Origin of the sequence: Sphingomonas sp. Leaf62, from assembly GCF_001421915.1 — a bacterium.
In the GTDB taxonomy this organism is placed as follows: domain Bacteria; phylum Pseudomonadota; class Alphaproteobacteria; order Sphingomonadales; family Sphingomonadaceae; genus Sphingomonas.
This window is the reverse complement of record NZ_LMLN01000030.1, coordinates 75,375-91,587: the sequence shown is the minus strand read 5'-3', so window position 1 is coordinate 91,587 and position 16,213 is coordinate 75,375. Positions and strand designations below refer to the sequence as shown.

Annotated in this window: 15 protein-coding genes; 8 read left to right on the top strand and 7 right to left on the bottom strand. The window is 66.4% G+C overall.

Annotation, left to right across the window (positions count from 1 at the left end):
- Genes ASE91_RS15725 through ASE91_RS15715 form a run of 3 tightly spaced genes read left to right on the top strand, consistent with a single transcriptional unit; the run spans window position 1 to window position 4,674 of the window.
- Window positions 1-2,064 (top strand): acetyl-CoA carboxylase biotin carboxylase subunit, encoded by a 2,064-nt coding sequence (locus ASE91_RS15725; RefSeq protein ID WP_056628754.1) that lies wholly within the window; start codon window positions 1-3, stop codon window positions 2,062-2,064.
- Window positions 2,065-2,098: 34 nt separating this feature from the next.
- The gene (locus ASE91_RS15720) at window positions 2,099-3,664 is read left to right on the top strand and encodes an alpha-amylase family glycosyl hydrolase (RefSeq protein ID WP_235530524.1); all 1,566 of its coding nucleotides are present in this window, start codon (window positions 2,099-2,101) and stop codon (window positions 3,662-3,664) included.
- Window positions 3,664-4,674, top strand: coding sequence for a glycosyltransferase family 4 protein (locus ASE91_RS15715; protein WP_056627830.1), 1,011 nt, complete (start codon window positions 3,664-3,666; stop codon window positions 4,672-4,674). Before ASE91_RS15720 ends, ASE91_RS15715 begins: the two co-directional genes overlap by 1 nt.
- Window positions 4,675-4,681: 7 nt before the next feature.
- Here the strand turns inward: ASE91_RS15715 and ASE91_RS15710 are convergent, their stop codons facing one another.
- Genes ASE91_RS15710 through ASE91_RS15700 form a run of 3 tightly spaced genes read right to left on the bottom strand, consistent with a single transcriptional unit; the run spans window position 4,682 to window position 7,691 of the window.
- On the bottom strand, window positions 4,682-5,929 hold the full coding sequence (locus tag ASE91_RS15710) for an adenosylmethionine--8-amino-7-oxononanoate transaminase (RefSeq protein ID WP_056627828.1): 1,248 nt from the start codon (window positions 5,927-5,929) through the stop codon (window positions 4,682-4,684).
- The gene (gene bioD, locus ASE91_RS15705; protein ID WP_056627825.1) at window positions 5,926-6,549 is read right to left on the bottom strand and encodes a dethiobiotin synthase; all 624 of its coding nucleotides are present in this window, start codon (window positions 6,547-6,549) and stop codon (window positions 5,926-5,928) included. Before bioD ends, ASE91_RS15710 begins: the two co-directional genes overlap by 4 nt.
- On the bottom strand, window positions 6,546-7,691 hold the full coding sequence (locus ASE91_RS15700) for an 8-amino-7-oxononanoate synthase (RefSeq protein ID WP_056627822.1): 1,146 nt from the start codon (window positions 7,689-7,691) through the stop codon (window positions 6,546-6,548). The genes bioD and ASE91_RS15700 overlap by 4 nt, the downstream gene beginning before the upstream one ends.
- A 163-nt stretch (window positions 7,692-7,854) precedes the next feature.
- Between ASE91_RS15700 and ASE91_RS15695 the strand changes: the two genes are divergently transcribed.
- Window positions 7,855-9,108 carry an AI-2E family transporter gene (locus tag ASE91_RS15695; RefSeq protein WP_056627818.1) on the top strand — a complete coding sequence of 418 codons (1,254 nt, stop codon included), beginning with the start codon at window positions 7,855-7,857 and terminating at the stop codon, window positions 9,106-9,108.
- A gap of 859 nt (window positions 9,109-9,967) precedes the next feature.
- On the opposite strand, the gene ASE91_RS15685 is transcribed toward ASE91_RS15695, so the two are convergent.
- From ASE91_RS15685 to ASE91_RS15670, 4 genes are all read right to left on the bottom strand, one after another.
- Window positions 9,968-10,183 (bottom strand): DUF2842 domain-containing protein, encoded by a 216-nt coding sequence (locus ASE91_RS15685; protein WP_056627812.1) that lies wholly within the window; start codon window positions 10,181-10,183, stop codon window positions 9,968-9,970.
- The gene (locus ASE91_RS15680) at window positions 10,180-10,734 is read right to left on the bottom strand and encodes a 5-formyltetrahydrofolate cyclo-ligase (RefSeq protein WP_055999431.1); all 555 of its coding nucleotides are present in this window, start codon (window positions 10,732-10,734) and stop codon (window positions 10,180-10,182) included. The genes ASE91_RS15685 and ASE91_RS15680 overlap by 4 nt, the downstream gene beginning before the upstream one ends.
- A gap of 184 nt (window positions 10,735-10,918) precedes the next feature.
- The gene (locus ASE91_RS15675; protein ID WP_056627809.1) at window positions 10,919-11,218 is read right to left on the bottom strand and encodes a cell division protein ZapA; all 300 of its coding nucleotides are present in this window, start codon (window positions 11,216-11,218) and stop codon (window positions 10,919-10,921) included.
- Entirely contained in the window at window positions 11,218-11,409 is a 192-nt protein-coding gene (locus ASE91_RS15670) for a hypothetical protein (protein WP_156357886.1), read from the bottom strand. Before ASE91_RS15670 ends, ASE91_RS15675 begins: the two co-directional genes overlap by 1 nt.
- A 122-nt stretch (window positions 11,410-11,531) precedes the next feature.
- Between ASE91_RS15670 and tkt the strand changes: the two genes are divergently transcribed.
- The 4 genes from tkt to ASE91_RS15650 form a co-directional block, all read left to right on the top strand.
- On the top strand, window positions 11,532-13,511 hold the full coding sequence (gene tkt, locus ASE91_RS15665; protein WP_056628749.1) for a transketolase: 1,980 nt from the start codon (window positions 11,532-11,534) through the stop codon (window positions 13,509-13,511).
- 13 nt (window positions 13,512-13,524) lie between these two features.
- On the top strand, window positions 13,525-14,532 hold the full coding sequence (gene gap / locus ASE91_RS15660) for a type I glyceraldehyde-3-phosphate dehydrogenase (protein ID WP_056627803.1): 1,008 nt from the start codon (window positions 13,525-13,527) through the stop codon (window positions 14,530-14,532).
- 4 nt (window positions 14,533-14,536) lie between these two features.
- Window positions 14,537-14,998 carry an MOSC domain-containing protein gene (locus tag ASE91_RS15655; protein ID WP_056627800.1) on the top strand — a complete coding sequence of 154 codons (462 nt, stop codon included), beginning with the start codon at window positions 14,537-14,539 and terminating at the stop codon, window positions 14,996-14,998.
- 88 nt (window positions 14,999-15,086) lie between these two features.
- Window positions 15,087-16,213: phosphoglycerate kinase (locus tag ASE91_RS15650; protein ID WP_235530523.1), on the top strand; the 1,127-nt coding region annotated here is incomplete at its 3' end.

Genomic DNA, 16,213 nt, shown 5'->3' with positions numbered 1-16,213 from the left:
TTGTTCAAGAAGATTCTGGTCGCCAATCGCGGCGAAATTGCCTGCCGCGTCATGCGCACCGCCAGGCGGATGGGGATTGCGACCGTCGCGGTCTATTCCGATGCCGACGCCCGCGCACCGCACGTCCTGATGGCGGACGAGCGCGTGCGGCTGGGGCCGGCACCCGCCGCGCAAAGCTATCTCGTGCCCGAACTCATCCTTGCCGCCGCGAAGGCGACCGGCGCGGACTGCGTCCATCCCGGCTACGGATTCCTGTCGGAGCGCGAGAGTTTCGCCCGCGCCTGCGCCGATGCCGGCATCACCTTCGTCGGCCCGCCGCCGAACGCGATCGCCGCGATGGGCGACAAGATCGAATCGAAGAAACTGGCGCAAGCCGCCGGCGTCAACGTCGTGCCCGGCTTTCTGGGTGAGATCGCCGATACCGAGGAAGCGGTGCGCATCGCCGGCGATATCGGTTATCCGGTGATGATGAAGGCGTCGGCCGGCGGCGGCGGCAAGGGGATGCGCCTAGCGTGGAGCGAACAGGATGTCCGCGAGGGCTTCGAAGCGACCAAGCGCGAGGGACTGGCCAGTTTCGGCGACGACCGCGTCTTCATCGAAAAGTTCATCGAAAGCCCGCGCCACATCGAAATTCAGGTGCTGGGCGACCAGCACGGAAACATCGTCTATCTCGGCGAGCGCGAATGCTCGATCCAGCGCCGCCACCAGAAGGTCGTCGAGGAAGCGCCGTCGCCCTTCGTCACACCCGCGATGCGCAAGGCGATGGGCGAACAGGCCGTCGCACTGGCCCGTGCGGTCGGCTATTATTCGGCGGGCACCGTCGAACTGATCGTTTCGGGCGCGGACGTGACGGGGGAGAGCTTCTACTTCCTCGAAATGAACACCCGGTTGCAGGTTGAACACCCGGTGACCGAAGAAATCACCGGCCTAGATCTGGTCGAACAGATGCTGCGCGTCGCAGCGGGCGAACCGCTTGCCTTCGGTCAGGACGAGGTGAAGCTGACCGGCTGGGCGATTGAAAACCGGGTCTATGCCGAAGACCCTTATCGCGGCTTCCTGCCAAGCACCGGCCGCCTGACCCGCTACAATCCTCCCCGGAACGGGGAGGGGGACCATGCGAAGCGTGGTGGAGGGGGCGCTCCACGAACGACGTCGTCCGATACCGCGGTAGCCCGCACCCGCGTCGACGACGGCGTCGTCGAAGGGGGCGAGGTCAGCATGTTCTACGACCCGATGATCGCCAAGCTCGTCACCTGGGCACCCACGCGCGAGGCGGCGATCGATGCGCAGGTCGCGGCGCTCGACCGGTTCGAACTGGCCGGGGTGGGCAACAACATCGACTTCCTGTCGGCGATCATGCAGCATCCGCGCTTCCGCAAAGGGGCGCTCACCACCGGCTTCATCGCCGAGGAATATGCCGAGGGCTTTCACGGCGCGCCCGCCGATGAAACGTTGCTGCAGCGGCTGGCCGCGATCGCGGTCGTCGCCGATTGCGAACAGTCGCGCCGCGCCGGCTCGATCGACGGGCAACTCGGCACGGCTATCGCGCCGTCGAACGAGCGCATCGTCACGATCGGCGACCGCCGGTACGCCATCTGCGTCGATGGCTATGATGGCGGCATGCTGGTCCATATCGGCGACGCCGCGCCGCTCGATGTCGTGATGCATTGGCGTCCGTCGCAGCGGGTCGTAACCGCGCGCATCGACGGCGAGGAATGGACCGTCCGCATCGCCCGGGCGATTGGCGGTTGGAAACTGACCGCTCGCGGCGGCAGCCATGTGGTCCGCGTGCTACCCCCGCATATCGCGGCGCTGACGCACCACATGCTTGAAAAGGTCCCACCCGACCTGTCGCGTTTCCTGCTGTGCCCGATGCCGGGCCTGCTCACACGGGTCGAGGTGGCCGAGGGGCAGCGCGTTGAGGCGGGACAGCCGCTGGCGGTGGTCGAGGCGATGAAGATGGAAAACATCCTGCGCGCCGAACGCGCCGGCACCGTCGCCACCGTCCGTCATGCGCCCGGCGACAGTCTGGCGGTCGATGCCGTCATCATGGAGTTCGAATAACGGAACGTTTTGCCCGCTGGCGGCTTGTCGGCGGGTGATCGTTACTCCTCCGCAACCATGGTGGCAGGCCGCTACCATCTACCAGATCTATCCCCGGTCCTTCGCCGACAGCGACGGTGACGGAATCGGCGACCTGCGCGGTATCGCCGACCGGCTGGATCACCTCGTATCGCTCGGCGTGGATGCGCTGTGGATTTCACCGATCTTCCCGTCACCGATGGCCGATTTCGGATACGACGTGGCCGATTATACCGGCCTCGATCCGCGCTTCGGCACGCTCGCCGATTTCGACGCGTTGCTGGCAAAAGCGCACGGACTGGGCCTGCGCATGCTGCTCGATTTCGTGCCCAACCACAGTTCCGACCAGCACCCGTGGTTCGCCGAAAGCCGATCGTCGCGCGACCATCCCCGGCGTGACTGGTATATCTGGCATGATCCCGCACCGGACGGTGGCCCGCCCAACAACTGGATCAGCGATTTCGGCGGGCCGGCATGGACGTTCGATGCCGCCACGGGCCAATATTATTCGCGCGCATTCCTACCCGAACAGCCCGATCTGAACTGGCGCAACCCGGAGGTTCGCGCAGCGATGCTCGAAGCGATGCGCTTCTGGTTCGACCGCGGCGTCGACGGGTTTCGCATCGACGTGCTGTGGCACATGGTCAAGCATGCCGGCTTCCCCGACAATCCGCCCAACCCCGACTATCGCGAAGGCATGGGCGAGATGCACCGTGTGCTGCAGCTGAACTCGACCGATCAGCCCGAAGTCCATGCGATCGCCGCCGACATGCGCGAACTGGCCGATCGCTACGATGCGGTGCTGGTCGGCGAAATCTATCTGCCCGTGCCAAGGCTGATGACCTATTACGGGCCGGCCGACGCCCCCGAAGTACATCTGCCGTTCAATTTCCAGCTGATCGAGGCGCGCTGGAACGCCGCCGAAGTCGCCGGGCGCATCACCGAGTATGAAGCGGCGCTGCCGACCGGCGGCTGGCCCAACTGGGTGCTCGGCAATCACGACCGCCCACGCATCGCGACCCGCGTCGGCGCGGCACAGGCGCGGGTGGCGGCGATGCTGTTGCTGACGCTGCGCGGTACGCCGACGCTGTATCAGGGCGATGAACTGGGCCTTCCCGACGCGCAGGTTCCTGCCGACAAGGTTCAGGATCCGCGCGAGCTGCGCGAACCGGGGCTGGGGCTGGGCCGCGATCCGGTCCGGACTCCGCTGCCATGGACGGGGGAGGGCGGCTTCACTACCGGCGAGCCGTGGCTGCCGATCGACCCGGCGCATCTGCCGCTGAACGCCGCCGCGCAGGCGGATGATCCGGAATCGATGCTGACCCTGTACCGCCACCTGCTCGCGCTGCGCCGCGCCACGCCGGCGCTTGCGACCGGCACGATCGGCGACGTCCGTGCCGAAGGCGACGTCCTCACCTATCTGCGCAGCGACGGCACCGACCGCTATCGCATCGCGCTCAACCTCGGCCACCGAACGGCCGCCATCGATCTCGAACCCGGCACGGTCATCCTCTCGACCCATGACGCCGCCACCGCTTCCTCCCTTCGCCCCGACGAAGGCCTGATCCTGAAAGTCGACTGATGCGTATCGCCATGCTCGCCCCGATCGCGTGGCGTACGCCACCGCGACATTACGGCCCGTGGGAACTGGTCACCAGCCTGCTGACCGAGGCGCTGGTCGCGCGCGGTGTCGACGTGACGCTGTTCGCCACGCTCGATAGCCAGACGTCGGCGACGCTCGCCGGGGTGGTCCCCGCACCGTACAGCGAAGACCCGTCAATCGACGCGAAAGTGTGGGAGTTCGCGCACCTCGCCCATCTGTTCGAACGCGCCGACGAATTCGACCTGATCCACAATCAGGCCGACTTTCCCGCCCACGCCTTTTCGGGGCTGGTCGATACGCCGATGGTCACCACCATCCACGGTTTTTCATCGGACCGCATCCTGCCGATGTACGCGCCCTATCAGGACCGGGTGCACTATGTCGCGATCAGCGACGCCGATCGCCACCCGTCGCTGCGCTATGCGGCGACGATCCATCACGGCATTCCCCTGAACGACTTTCCGTTCGATGCCGAGGGCAGCGACGACCTGCTCTTCTTCGGCCGGATGCACCCCGACAAGGGTGCGGCCGAAGCCGTCGCGGCGGCACAGGCCAGCGGCCGCCGGCTGCACATGGCGGGCATCGTTCAGGACGACCGCTACTGGCGCGAACAGGTCGAGCCACATATCGATGGCGACCGCATCGTCTATCACGGCGCGGTCGGCGGCACGGCGCGAACCGACCTGCTGGGGGGTGGCCGCGCGTTGCTCCACCTGATCGGCTTCGATGAACCCTTCGGCCTGTCGGTGGTCGAGGCGATGGCCTGCGGTACGCCGGTCATCGCCTACAACCGCGGGTCGATGCCCGAACTGATCGAGCACGGCGTCAACGGCTTCCTCGTCGACACGCTCGACGAAGCGATCGCCGCGATCGACCGCGTGGAAGAGATCGACCGCGCCGCCTGTCGAGCCCGCGTCGCCGAGCACTTCTCGGTCGAGGCGATGGCCGAACGCTACCACGCGCTATACCGCTCGATCCTCGGCGGTTGAGCCTCGATCAGGCGTCGTCGCACGCCTCGCCCAATGCCGCATAGATCGCATCGAGATCGCGGTTGTCGATGCAATAGGGCGGCATGACGTACAGCGTCGACCCGAGCGGACGGAGCAACAGGCCCGCCTCGCGAAACCGCGCCAGCAATTTCGGCGCACGGTCCGACAGATAGCCTTCGTCGCCATCCAGTTCGAACGCCGTAATCGTGCCAAGCTGGCGGGCGTTCGCGACGCGGCGATGGGTCGCCAGCGCCGCCAGTCGCGCCGCCTGTCGCCGGGTCAGCGACATGATCCGTTCGGCCACCGGCTCCTCGCGCCAGATCGCCAGATTGGCCTTGGCCGCGGCGCAGGCGATCGGGTTCGCGGTATAGCTCGACGAATGAAAGAACATCGTCGCCCGGTCCGGCCCGTAATGCGCCTGAAAGACGGGTTCGCTCGCCATCGTCACCGCCAGCGGAATGGCACCACCGGTCAATCCCTTTGACAGGCACATCAGGTCGGGCACCACCCCGGCCTGTTCGCACGCGGTCAGCGTACCGGTGCGGCCCCAGCCGGTCATGACTTCATCGGCGATGAACAGGACGCCGTATGTCGCGCATATCCGGTGCATCTCCGCCAGAACCGCCGGCGCATACAGCCGCATCCCGCCCGCGCCCAACACCAGCGGTTCGACGATAAACGCCGCCGCCCCGGCCCGGCACGCCGCCTCCAGCACGTCGAACGTCGCCTGTTCGTGCCCGGCATCGGGGAAGGGGATCGACCCGACATCGAACAGCAGCGGCGCATAGGCCCGGTTGAACACCCCCCGCGCCCCGACCGACATCGCCCCGATCGTATCGCCGTGATAGCCATGGTCGAGCACGAGGATGCGGTGCCGATCCTCGCCCCGGTTGCGCCAATATCCCAGCGCCATCTTCAGCGCGACCTCGACGCTGGTCGATCCCGAATCGGAAAAGAACACGCGGGTCAGCGCATCGGGCAGCAGAGCGCACAGTCCCGCCGCCAGTGTTTCGGCCGGCTCGTGCGTGTATCCGGCAAAGATGATCTGATCGAGCCGTCCGGACTGTTCGGCGATGGCGGCGGTGATGCGCGGATGGTTGTGACCGTGCGTCGTCACCCACCACGAGGAGATCGCATCGACGATCCGCCGCCCGTCCGCCGTCCACAGTGCAGCGCCATCGCCGCGCACGATCTGCGGGACAGGCTCCTGCAATCCATGCTGGGTAAAGGGATGCCAGACGGGCGACGACCTCACCGGAAATCCTCCATGTCGAAATGGGCGGCAAAGGCCTCCGCCAGCGTCGCAGGGTCGAGCGGTTCGAGCCGTGGCAGACGCCCCAGACGCTTCGTATTGCCCAGCCGAACGATCGTCTCTTCGCTGTCGGGCACGCTGTCCCCAACAAAGGCGACGCCCAGCAACGGCACGCCGCGCGTCCGCAGCGCCTCGATCGACAACAGGCTGTGGTTGATCGTACCGAGCGCAGTGCGCGCCACCAGCACGACCGGCCGCTGCCAGCGCGCGAACAGGTCGCCGAACGTCGTGCGCCCGACGATCGGCACCAGTACGCCGCCCGCGCCCTCGACCACCAGCGGCCCCTCGACCTGCGGCAGCGCCAGTCGGTCGAGATCGATCGTGACGCCGTCGGTCGCGGCGGCGCGATGCGGCGAGCAGGGGGTGGTCAGGGCATAGGCCTCGGGCAGGATACGCTCGGGCGCGACATCCGCCAGCCGGGCGACGCTTTGGCGATCGGTCCCGTCGTCGGTCCCGGCCTGCACCGGCTTCCAATAGGATGCGCCGAGCGCCCCGGTCAGCGCGGCGGCGAACACGGTCTTGCCGACATCGGTATCGGTCCCGGTGACGACGACCACGGTCATGACCACTGCTCCAGCACATCGCCCAGACCGTCGATCGCGGCCGCATCGACGTTCAGCGTCAACGAAATACGTAGCCGCGCCGTACCGGCCGGCACCGTCGGTGGGCGGATACCACGCACGTCGAACCCGGCCGCCTGCACCGCCGCCGCCAGCGCCATCGCCCGCCCATCGTCACCGACGATCAGCGGCATGATCTGCGACCCGCTGACCCGCGCGCCGACCCGCCCCAGCCGCTTGCCCGCATGGTCGATCAGCGCCGCCAGCCGCGTCCGCCGCTCCGGTTCGTCGCGCAGCACCCGCAGGCCCGCCCGGACCGCCGCCGCCATCACCGGCGACGGCGCGGTCGAAAAGATGAACCCGCGCGCCCGGTTGATCAGGAAGTCGCACACCACCGCCGGCCCGCATACCAGCGCGCCTTCGCTGCCCAGCGCCTTGCCACAGGTGCGCAGCGTGACGACGTTCGGCCGCCCCTCCAACGCCGCCGCCAGCCCGCGCCCATCGGGTCCGAACACGCCGGTCGCATGGGCTTCGTCGATCAGCAACATCGCGCCATGCCGGTCGGCGAGCGCGATCAGGTCGTCGAGCGGCGCACGGTCGCCATCCATGCTGTACAGGCTTTCGACCGCGATCCATGGCGAACCGGTCCCGCCGTCGCGCCGCCAGCCGATGATCGCATCTTCGATCGCCTGCGGATCATTATGTCCCGCCGCCACCGCCGGCGCACGGGCAAGGCGCATCCCGTCATGGGCACTGGCATGGATCAGCGCGTCGTGGACGATCAGGTCGCCGCGCTGCGGCAACGTCGCCAGCAGCGCGGCGTTGGCCGCGAACCCGCTGCCGAACCACAATGCCGCCTCGCTCCCGAAGAGGGCCGCCGCCTCGCGCTCCAGTGCTTCATGCTCGGCATGATTGCCCCGCAGCAGCCGCGATCCGCCCGACCCGACCGGCACGCCGCGCGCGATGGCGTCGGTTACCGAATCGCGCAGGTGTTGCGATCCGCTCAGCCCCAGATAATCGTTCGAGGAAAAATCCCGGCCCGCGATCGGGATCAACCGCCGCCGCCGGTCGATCGCCGACAGCCGGTCGAGATCGGCGGCGATCGGGCGCAGCGCGGGGGCGGGCAGGCGGCCATCGTCGATCATCGCTGCTCCTTCTCCCACGCCCTGTCTTCTCCACTCCATGCCGGGCGTCGCCTGTATCCGCGACATCGGCATGGCGCAAATTGCGTCGTTGCGCGTTAAGGGCCGATGCGTCGATCGTCGTTGCCGATACGGTCCGCGACGGCGCAGGGGGTGATCAGGGCACATGGTACAAACCACAGAAGAATCCGCGACCATCGACCGGGTCGGTGCGACCGGCACCGCCGCAACGCCGCCGTCCGATCCGGTCGACGCGGTGGTCGATGCCCCGACCGAGGAATTGCGTCGCGACCGGCTGCTCGCCGCGCTGACGCTGATCGCCGGGGTCGGGCTGGTACTGGCATTGCCCTTCGCGTTGCAGGCGGGCGCGCGATTCTTCCTGCCGCTGACCGCCGCGATCGTGATCGCCATCGCGCTGGTACCGTTGCTCGAATGGCAGGAGCGCCACCGGGTCCCTGCGCCGCTCGCCGCGCTGGTCTGCGTGCTCCTGTTCCTGATCGTCGCGAATGGCGCGCTGGCCTCGATCGTCGTGCCGGCATGGGGCTGGGCAGCGATCCTCCCCGACCGCATCGACCGCGTGCAGGAAAATATCGCGCCGCTGATCGATTTCTATGCCAGCCTCGAAAAATTCGTGAACGGCCTGATCGCCAACGTTGCCAGTGCGCCGGCGCGCCAGACGACCAGCAGCGTTGCCCCGCCGCAATCGCTGCTCGACGTCGTCACCACCTCCGCACCGTCGGCCTTGCTGGAGATGTTCTTCGCGATCCTCGTCATCTATTTCTTTCTCGCCGGCTGGACCAATCTGCGTCGCGCCGCGATCACCGGGCGCAGCAGCTTCGGCGGCGCGATGGCGACCGCGCGCGTGATCCAGAACGTCGTCGACGACACTTCGGCCTATCTCGGCACGATCACCTTCATCAATCTGATGCTCGGTGTGATCGTCGCCTTTGCCCTGTGGTATATCGGCATGCCGACGCCGTTGATGTGGGGCGGCCTCGTCGCGCTGCTCAACTATGTGCCCTATCTCGGCCCGATCTTCGCCGCCTTGCTGCTGGCGGTCGGCGGGCTGATGACCTTTACCGATATCTGGTGGGCGTTGCTGCCCGCTGCGATCATGGTCGGTGCGCATCTGGTGGAGGCGAACGTCATCACTCCGCTGGTCGTCGGGCACCGCCTGACCATCAATCCGCTGATGATCCTGATAACGCTCAGCTTCTGGGGCTGGGTATGGGGTACGCCCGGCGCATTGCTGGCCGTGCCGTTGCTCATCATCATTCAGACGGTGCTGAAAGGTGCCGGCAAACCCGATATCGCCGGCTTCCTGTTCGAACACGGCACGCTGGTGCAGGACGTGCCGCCCGCGCAACGAAATGCATCAAATGGCAACAGCGCCGTTGACAGCCCCGGCACCGCTCCGTAAAGCNTTGGTTAGAGCGCCGGCCTGTCACGCCGGAGGTCGCGGGTTCGAGCCCCGTCACTCGCGCCATGGCGCATCGTCTGGATGCGCCGGGTGTCGGTACGAACGGCACGATCCACGCAGATACAACCAGATCGCAACGTGACCCGCTGTTCCGCCGGCTGCGTTCGGGTGTCGACCTCACGTCCGACGAGCAAGATGGCGTTGACGTATGGCAGGGCGACGTGATCGTGATGTGGAGCCAGGCGATCCGGGCCGGCGTCGCAAGGCGCGTGCCGGCGTTTGCTTTTCTACCTTACGACTGGCCATACCGCAGGTGGCGGCACTTAGTGTAAGGCACGTCCGGCGATGTACTGTACGGCGACGGCACCTGCTGATCGGGTAGGGTGATGTCGAACTTGACAGGATCCGGCCGCTGGCCGACGCATGCGCCGCTGCCGCTCGAACCGACGACGGGGGTCACGCCAACACCGGCGGGGCGACCGCCCGCGCTGATCTTTTCGATGGGTTCGCGTCGAGCCGCGTCGTCTGGCACGCCCTGTTCCCAATCGCGCTGCCGACGACGGCGGCATCGCCGTCGCTATTCCCGGGCGTGCAGCCGTATGTCCAATATGTGCTCGAACCCCGATCTCGATCCGACTGGCAAGGATACGCTGGTCCCCGGTATTTGCCCGACCGATGCGTTCGCTCGTCAACGACTGCCCGTGCGGGAGCCGCGCGACAAAATCATGCCCGTTCCAAATAGCCGCTTTACAGCAACGATTCGCTGACCTAAACGNTTGGTTAGAGCGCCGGCCTGTCACGCCGGAGGTCGCGGGTTCGAGCCCCGTCACTCGCGCCATCGCTTAGGAAGCGATGTGCGCTACCGCCACTGGCCGGTCTCCATCCAGCGCAACATCGCTCGCATCGGCAATACCCATAGCCACGCGATACCGGCGGCCAGATAAAAACCGAGCTGTAACAGCCAGTGCCAGCCGCCTACTACATCGGACAGCATAGCGACGCCGATCGACCATAAGATCAGCAGGCCAAGGATCGCGAGCACCCCGGCCGGCTTGCGCCATGTCGGTTCGTTCATCGTGCGGCTCCTGGCAGGATCAGTTCGGTTTCGGTGACGATGGCGTCCAACGGCATATCCCACGCGTCGCAAGGGAGGTCGGCGACCTGCTGCACCGACCATGCGATACCGATCCGCAGCGCCTCCGGCCACGATGCAAACGCCCGGTCGTAATGTCCCGCGCCCTGACCCAGCCGATTGCACCGCGAATCGAAGCCGAGCAGCGGGGTCAGGATGATATCCGGCACGACCGGCGCCGTGTCCCCCGACGGTTGCTTCAGCCCAAACGGACCATCCACCATTTGTCCCCCCGGCGCAGGATGAAACGTTATCGGTGAATCCCGGTCGACGACCACCGGCCATGCCAATGTCGCACCGGCATAAAGCGCCGCCGCCTCGAAACGGGACGGGTCGGCCTCGCTGCCGACGGGGACATAGCTTGCGACGATCATCCCTTCGCGCAGCGCGTTCAAAAACAGGCTCGGTGGCACCAGCGCCGGCTGTCCAGCGGCGACGAACGCCCGGCGCAGGCTGCGGAGTTCACCGCGCAGGCTGGATTTGTCGATCGTCATGGGCGAAACATGGGGTGGCGGGACCACCATGGGCCGTTTGCCGCGTTATCCACTGACGCACGGTACGTCAGGTGGGGATCATGTACGTCAGACCAGGATCTGCGCAGGGACAACCCCCATGGATGAAGAAATAGCCTCAGGGATTATGCAAGGCTCGCACCGGGCAGTTCCCGCCAAGACCTATCTAAGGATTCGACGGACTTTCCTCAAGGGCTGATGCGACCATCTCCAGCCGTTCGGCGATTTGCGTCAGCATCGTCGCCGACTGCCCTCCGGCGGCGCTCGCCTCCCGATCGGCCAGCTCGTCGGCAATCATCAGCGCGATATACAGCAGCGTCCGTTCGGTCGATCCGCGCGCCGCGCGCTGGGCTGCGTCGGCATGGCGTTCCAGCATAGTCGCCAGCCCCCGCAGCTTGGGCTCCTCGCCGTCGCGGCACCCGACCTGATATTCGCGTCCGGCGACATTCAGCGCGATCTGTCCCATCAATCCGCCTCCGTTTCGCGCGTAATTACCGAATCGATCGCGCCGATCGCGTCGCCGATCCTCGATCGCAAAACAGCGTGGCGGGTCGCAAGCGTCCGATTCTTGAACGCCTGCGACTCCGACGCACGCTCGATCCGCACCAGCGCCTGTTCGATGCGCGCGATGGCGGTGTCGTGGGCGTCCTCGTTCATCGGATACATCCCCGCTTGCTATACATGTTAAACAACCCTTCGTCTGGGCGGTTGACTGTGGGGCGTGACGGTTCCAAAGGCTCGCCCGAACCTTAGTACTCTGGCGCCCAACAGGAGTGCGCGTGACCATATCCCAGCTTGAACTCGCCAACGCCATCCGCGTTTTGTCGATGGATGCGGTAGAGGCCGCCAATTCCGGCCATCCGGGCATGCCGATGGGCATGGCCGACGTCGCGACGGTATTGTGGTCGAACTATTTGAAGTTCGATCCGAGCGACCCGAACTGGGCCGATCGCGACCGGTTCGTCCTGTCGGCCGGCCATGGGTCGATGCTGATCTATTCGCTGCTCCATCTGACCGGCTATGCGCAGCCGACGATCGAGGACATTGCGAATTTCCGCAAGCTGGGCAGCCCGTGCGCCGGTCACCCCGAGAATTTCGAGCTGCCCGGCATCGAATGCACTACCGGTCCGCTGGGGCAGGGGCTGGCGATGGCGGTCGGCATGGCGACGGCCGAACGCCACCTGAACACCGTGTTCGGCGACGATCTGGTCGATCACCGTACCTGGGTGATCGCCGGCGACGGCTGCCTGATGGAAGGGATCAACCACGAAGCGATCGGTCTGGCGGGGCATCTGAAGCTCGGCCGCCTGAACGTCCTGTGGGATGACAATCGCATCACCATCGACGGTTCGACCGACTTGTCGACCAGCGAAGACGTCGCGGCCCGCTATGCCGCGACCGGCTGGCACGTCGTCGCCTGCGACGGCCACGACTTTGCCGATATCGACCGCGCGCTCGCCGAAGCCGCTGCCGATCCCCGTCCGTCGCTTGTCTGCTGCCGGACCGTCATCGGCAAGGGCGCACCGAACAAGGGTGGCAGCCACAAGGTCCACGGCTCGCCACTCGGTGCCGACGAAATCCTCGCTACCCGCGCCGCATTGCTGTGGGAGCACGAAGCCTTCCATCTGCCCGAAGCACTGACCGATGCGTGGAAGGCGATCGGTACCAGGAGTGGTTCGGTTCGCGCCGAATGGCAGGACCGCCTTGCAAGTCATTCCGATCGTGCCGAATTCGAACGTCGCATGGCGAACAAGCTGCCCGAGGGCTGGTCGCTCAAGGCGCATGTCGACGCGCTGCTGGCCGAACCGAAGAAGATCGCGACGCGCGTCGCATCGTCGCTCGCGCTCGAAGCGATCAACGCTTCGCTGCCCGAAACGATCGGCGGTTCGGCCGATCTCACCCCGTCGAACAATACCCAGACCAAGGCCTTGGTGCCGCTGACCGCCGACGATTATTCGGGCCGCTACATCCATTACGGCATCCGCGAGTTCGGCATGTCGGCGGCGATGAACGGCATGGCGCTCCACGGCGGCGTGCTGGCCTATGGCGGGACCTTCCTCGTGTTCGCCGACTATGCGCGGCCGGCGATCCGGCTGTCAGCGCTGCAAAATGCCGGTGTCGTCTACGTCATGACCCATGATTCGATCGGTCTTGGCGAGGACGGCCCGACGCATCAGCCGATCGAGCATGTCATGAGCTTGCGCCTGATCCCCGGTCTCGACGTCTATCGTCCGGCCGATGCGGTCGAGACGGCGGAATGCTGGGAACTGGCGGTGCAGCGCCGCGACGGTCCGTCGCTGCTCGCGCTGTCGCGTCAGAACCTGCCGCAAGTCCGCACCGACGCCACCGAGAATCGCAGCGCGAGGGGTGCCTATCGCCTGAAGAGTGCTGAGGCCGACCGCCGCGTAATCCTGCTCGCCACCGGTTCGGAGGTCGAGATCGCGCTGGGCGTTGCCGCCAAGCTGGAAGGGCAGGGGATCGGGGCCGATGTCGTGTCGATGCCGTGCTGGTCGCGCTTCGATGCGCAGGAAGCCGCCTATCGCGAGGACGTGCTGCCGCATGCCCGCCCCGACGACATTCTGCGCGTCTCGATCGAGGCCGGGACAACGATCGGCTGGGAACGCTATACGATGGTCGATGGCCTTCGCTTCGGCATCGACCGGTTCGGGGCGTCCGCCCCGGCCGACAAGCTCTATGAATATTTCGGCCTGACCACCGATGCCGTCACCGCGAAGGTGCTGGCACGGCTCGGACATTGAGGGAGACGCGGATATGACGAAAGTAGCGATCAACGGATTCGGGCGCATCGGCCGCCTGGTGGCGCGCGCGATCCTCGAACGCCCCGACTGCGGCCTCGAACTGGTCACGATCAACGACCTCGCCGATGCCAAGTCGAATGCGTGGCTGTTCAGCCGCGACTCGGTCCATGGCAAATATCCGGGCGATGTCGCCGCCGAGGGCGACGATCTGGTCATCGACGGCAAGCGCATCCGCGTCACGGCCGAGCGTGATCCGGCCAACCTGCGGCACAAGGAACTGGGCGTCGAACTGGTCCTCGAATGCACCGGCTTCTTCACCGACCGGACGTCGTGCCAGAAGCATATCGACGCCGGTGCCAAGCGCGTGCTGATCTCGGCACCCGGCAAGAATGTCGACCTGACCGTCGTCTATGGCGTGAACCACGACAAGCTGGAGGCCGGCCACACGATCGTGTCGAACGCATCGTGCACCACCAATTGCCTCGCCCCGGTCGCCAAGGTGCTGAACGATTCGATCGGCATCGAACGCGGCCTGATGACCACGATCCACGCCTATACCAACGATCAGAAGATCCTCGACCAGATCCACCCCGATCTGCGTCGCGCCCGTGCGGCGGCCATGTCGATGATCCCCACCACCACCGGTGCCGCCCGCGCGGTCGGCGAAGTGCTGCCCGAACTGAAGGGCCGTCTCGACGGTTCGGCCGTGCGCGTGCCCGTGCCGGATGGCAGCCTCGTCGACCTCACCTTCACCCCGAAGCGCGACACGACCAGGGACGAGGTCAATGCGATCCTGAAGGCGGCGTCGGAATCGGGTCCGCTCAAGGGCGTGCTGGTCTATTCGGAAGACCCGCTGGTCTCGATCGACATCGTCCACACCCCCGCGTCGTCGACCGTCGACAGCCTCGAGACCGCGGTGCTCGACGGCAAGCTGGTCCGCGTCGTGTCGTGGTACGACAACGAATGGGGCTTCTCGAACCGCATGGTCGACACCGCGACCGCGATGGCGAAGCTGGGCTGATCCGGTGGCGGGCGGTATCCTGAAGGGCATCGCCCGCCACGCCTTTTCGCGCGGGCCGATCGAACTGGTGCAGACGGTGCGCGTCACCGTCGAAACCGGCCTCGACGGCGATTTCCGCGGTGCGCTCAAACCCGGTCGCAACAATCGGCAGGTTTCGCTGATGGAAGTCGGCGACTGGGCGCAGGCGATGCGCGAGGTCGGTCACGACCTGCCATGGTGGGAACGCCGCGCGAACCTGCTGGTCGAGGATTTCGACCTGCCGCAAACGCGTGGCGCGTACGTCCGCGTCGGACCGGTACTGCTCGAAATCACCAAGGAATGCGATCCATGCAGCCGCATGGAGACGATCGTCGAGGGGCTGCGCGGCGCGCTCATCCCCGACTGGCGCGGTGGCGCGCTGGCGCGGGTCATCGAGGGCGGCGTCCTCACCGTCGGCGATGCGATTACACTGGAAACAACGCGTTAGGTTCGAGCTTGTCGAGAACCGTTTCCGACGGACGCCTCTCGCTCGCTTCGCACGCTGCTCGAACCGAACGGCATTAGGGAGCGAAGACATGAGCCGCAATTTCAAGACGCTCGACGACATGGGCGACCTCACCGGCAAGCGCGTGCTGGTCCGCGAGGACCTGAACGTACCGATGGCCGATGGCGCCGTCACCGACGACACCCGCCTGCGCGCCACCATCGGCACCGTCACCGACCTTTCGGATCGTGGCGCGATCGTGCTGATCCTCGCCCATTTCGGCCGTCCAAAGGGCCAGCCGAGCCCCGAATTCTCGCTGTCGCAGGTCGTCCGGCCGCTGTCGGCGGTGCTCGGCCGCGAAGTGCGCTATGTCGATTGGGAAGGGGCCGAGGCGAATGTCGCGACGCTCAACCCCGGCGACATCGCCGTTCTCGAAAACACCCGCTTCTTCGCTGGTGAAGAAACGAACGACCCGGCGGTGATCGACCGGTTCGCCGCCTTGGGCGACTATTACGTCAACGACGCCTTCTCCGCCGCGCACCGCGCCCATGCCTCGACCGAGGGGCTGGCCCACAAGCTGCCCGCCTTTGCCGGACGGCAGATGGAGGCCGAACTCGATGCGCTCGACAAGGCACTGGGCAACCCGCAGCACCCGGTCGCGGCGGTGGTGGGCGGTGCCAAGGTGTCGTCGAAGCTCGACGTGCTGCGCCATCTGGTCACCCGCGTCGATCACCTCATCATCGGCGGCGGCATGGCCAACACCTTCCTCGCCGCGCGCGGGGTGAATGTCGGCAAGTCGCTGTGCGAACACGATCTGACCGGCACGGCGGAAGCGATCTTCGAAGCGGCGGAGAAGGCAGGCTGCACCATCCACCTCCCCTATGACGTCGTCGTCGCGACCGAATTCCGGCCGAACCCCGCGACCCGGACCGTCAACGTCCACGAAGTCGCTGCCGACGAAATGATCCTCGACGTCGGCCCCGCCGCGACCGAGGCACTGGGCGACGTGCTCAAGAATTGCCGCACGCTGGTGTGGAACGGGCCGATGGGCGCGTTCGAAACCCCGCCCTTCGACGTCGCCACCGTCGCGCTGGCCAAGACCGCGGCGGCACTGACCGCCGACGGCTCGCTGGTGTCGGTCGCGGGCGGCGGCGATACCGTCGCCGCGCTCAATCAGGCCGGTGTCGCCGATCAGTTCAGCTTCGTGTCGACTGCCGG

Excerpts from the sequence above, each read along its gene's own strand:
- ASE91_RS15715 (WP_056627830.1), top strand. The coding sequence starts at position 3,664 with ATGCGTATCGCCATGCTCGCCCCGATCGCGTGGCGTACGCCACCGCGA.
- bioD (WP_056627825.1), bottom strand. The coding sequence starts at position 6,549 with ATGACCGTGGTCGTCGTCACCGGGACCGATACCGATGTCGGCAAGACC.
- ASE91_RS15700 (WP_056627822.1), bottom strand. The coding sequence starts at position 7,691 with ATGATCGACGATGGCCGCCTGCCCGCCCCCGCGCTGCGCCCGATCGCC.
- ASE91_RS15695 (WP_056627818.1), top strand. The coding sequence starts at position 7,855 with ATGGTACAAACCACAGAAGAATCCGCGACCATCGACCGGGTCGGTGCG.
- ASE91_RS15685 (WP_056627812.1), bottom strand. The coding sequence starts at position 10,183 with ATGAACGAACCGACATGGCGCAAGCCGGCCGGGGTGCTCGCGATCCTT.
- ASE91_RS15680 (WP_055999431.1), bottom strand. The coding sequence starts at position 10,734 with ATGACGATCGACAAATCCAGCCTGCGCGGTGAACTCCGCAGCCTGCGC.
- ASE91_RS15675 (WP_056627809.1), bottom strand. The coding sequence starts at position 11,218 with ATGGGACAGATCGCGCTGAATGTCGCCGGACGCGAATATCAGGTCGGG.
- ASE91_RS15670 (WP_156357886.1), bottom strand. The coding sequence starts at position 11,409 with ATGAACGAGGACGCCCACGACACCGCCATCGCGCGCATCGAACAGGCG.
- gap (WP_056627803.1), top strand. The coding sequence starts at position 13,525 with ATGACGAAAGTAGCGATCAACGGATTCGGGCGCATCGGCCGCCTGGTG.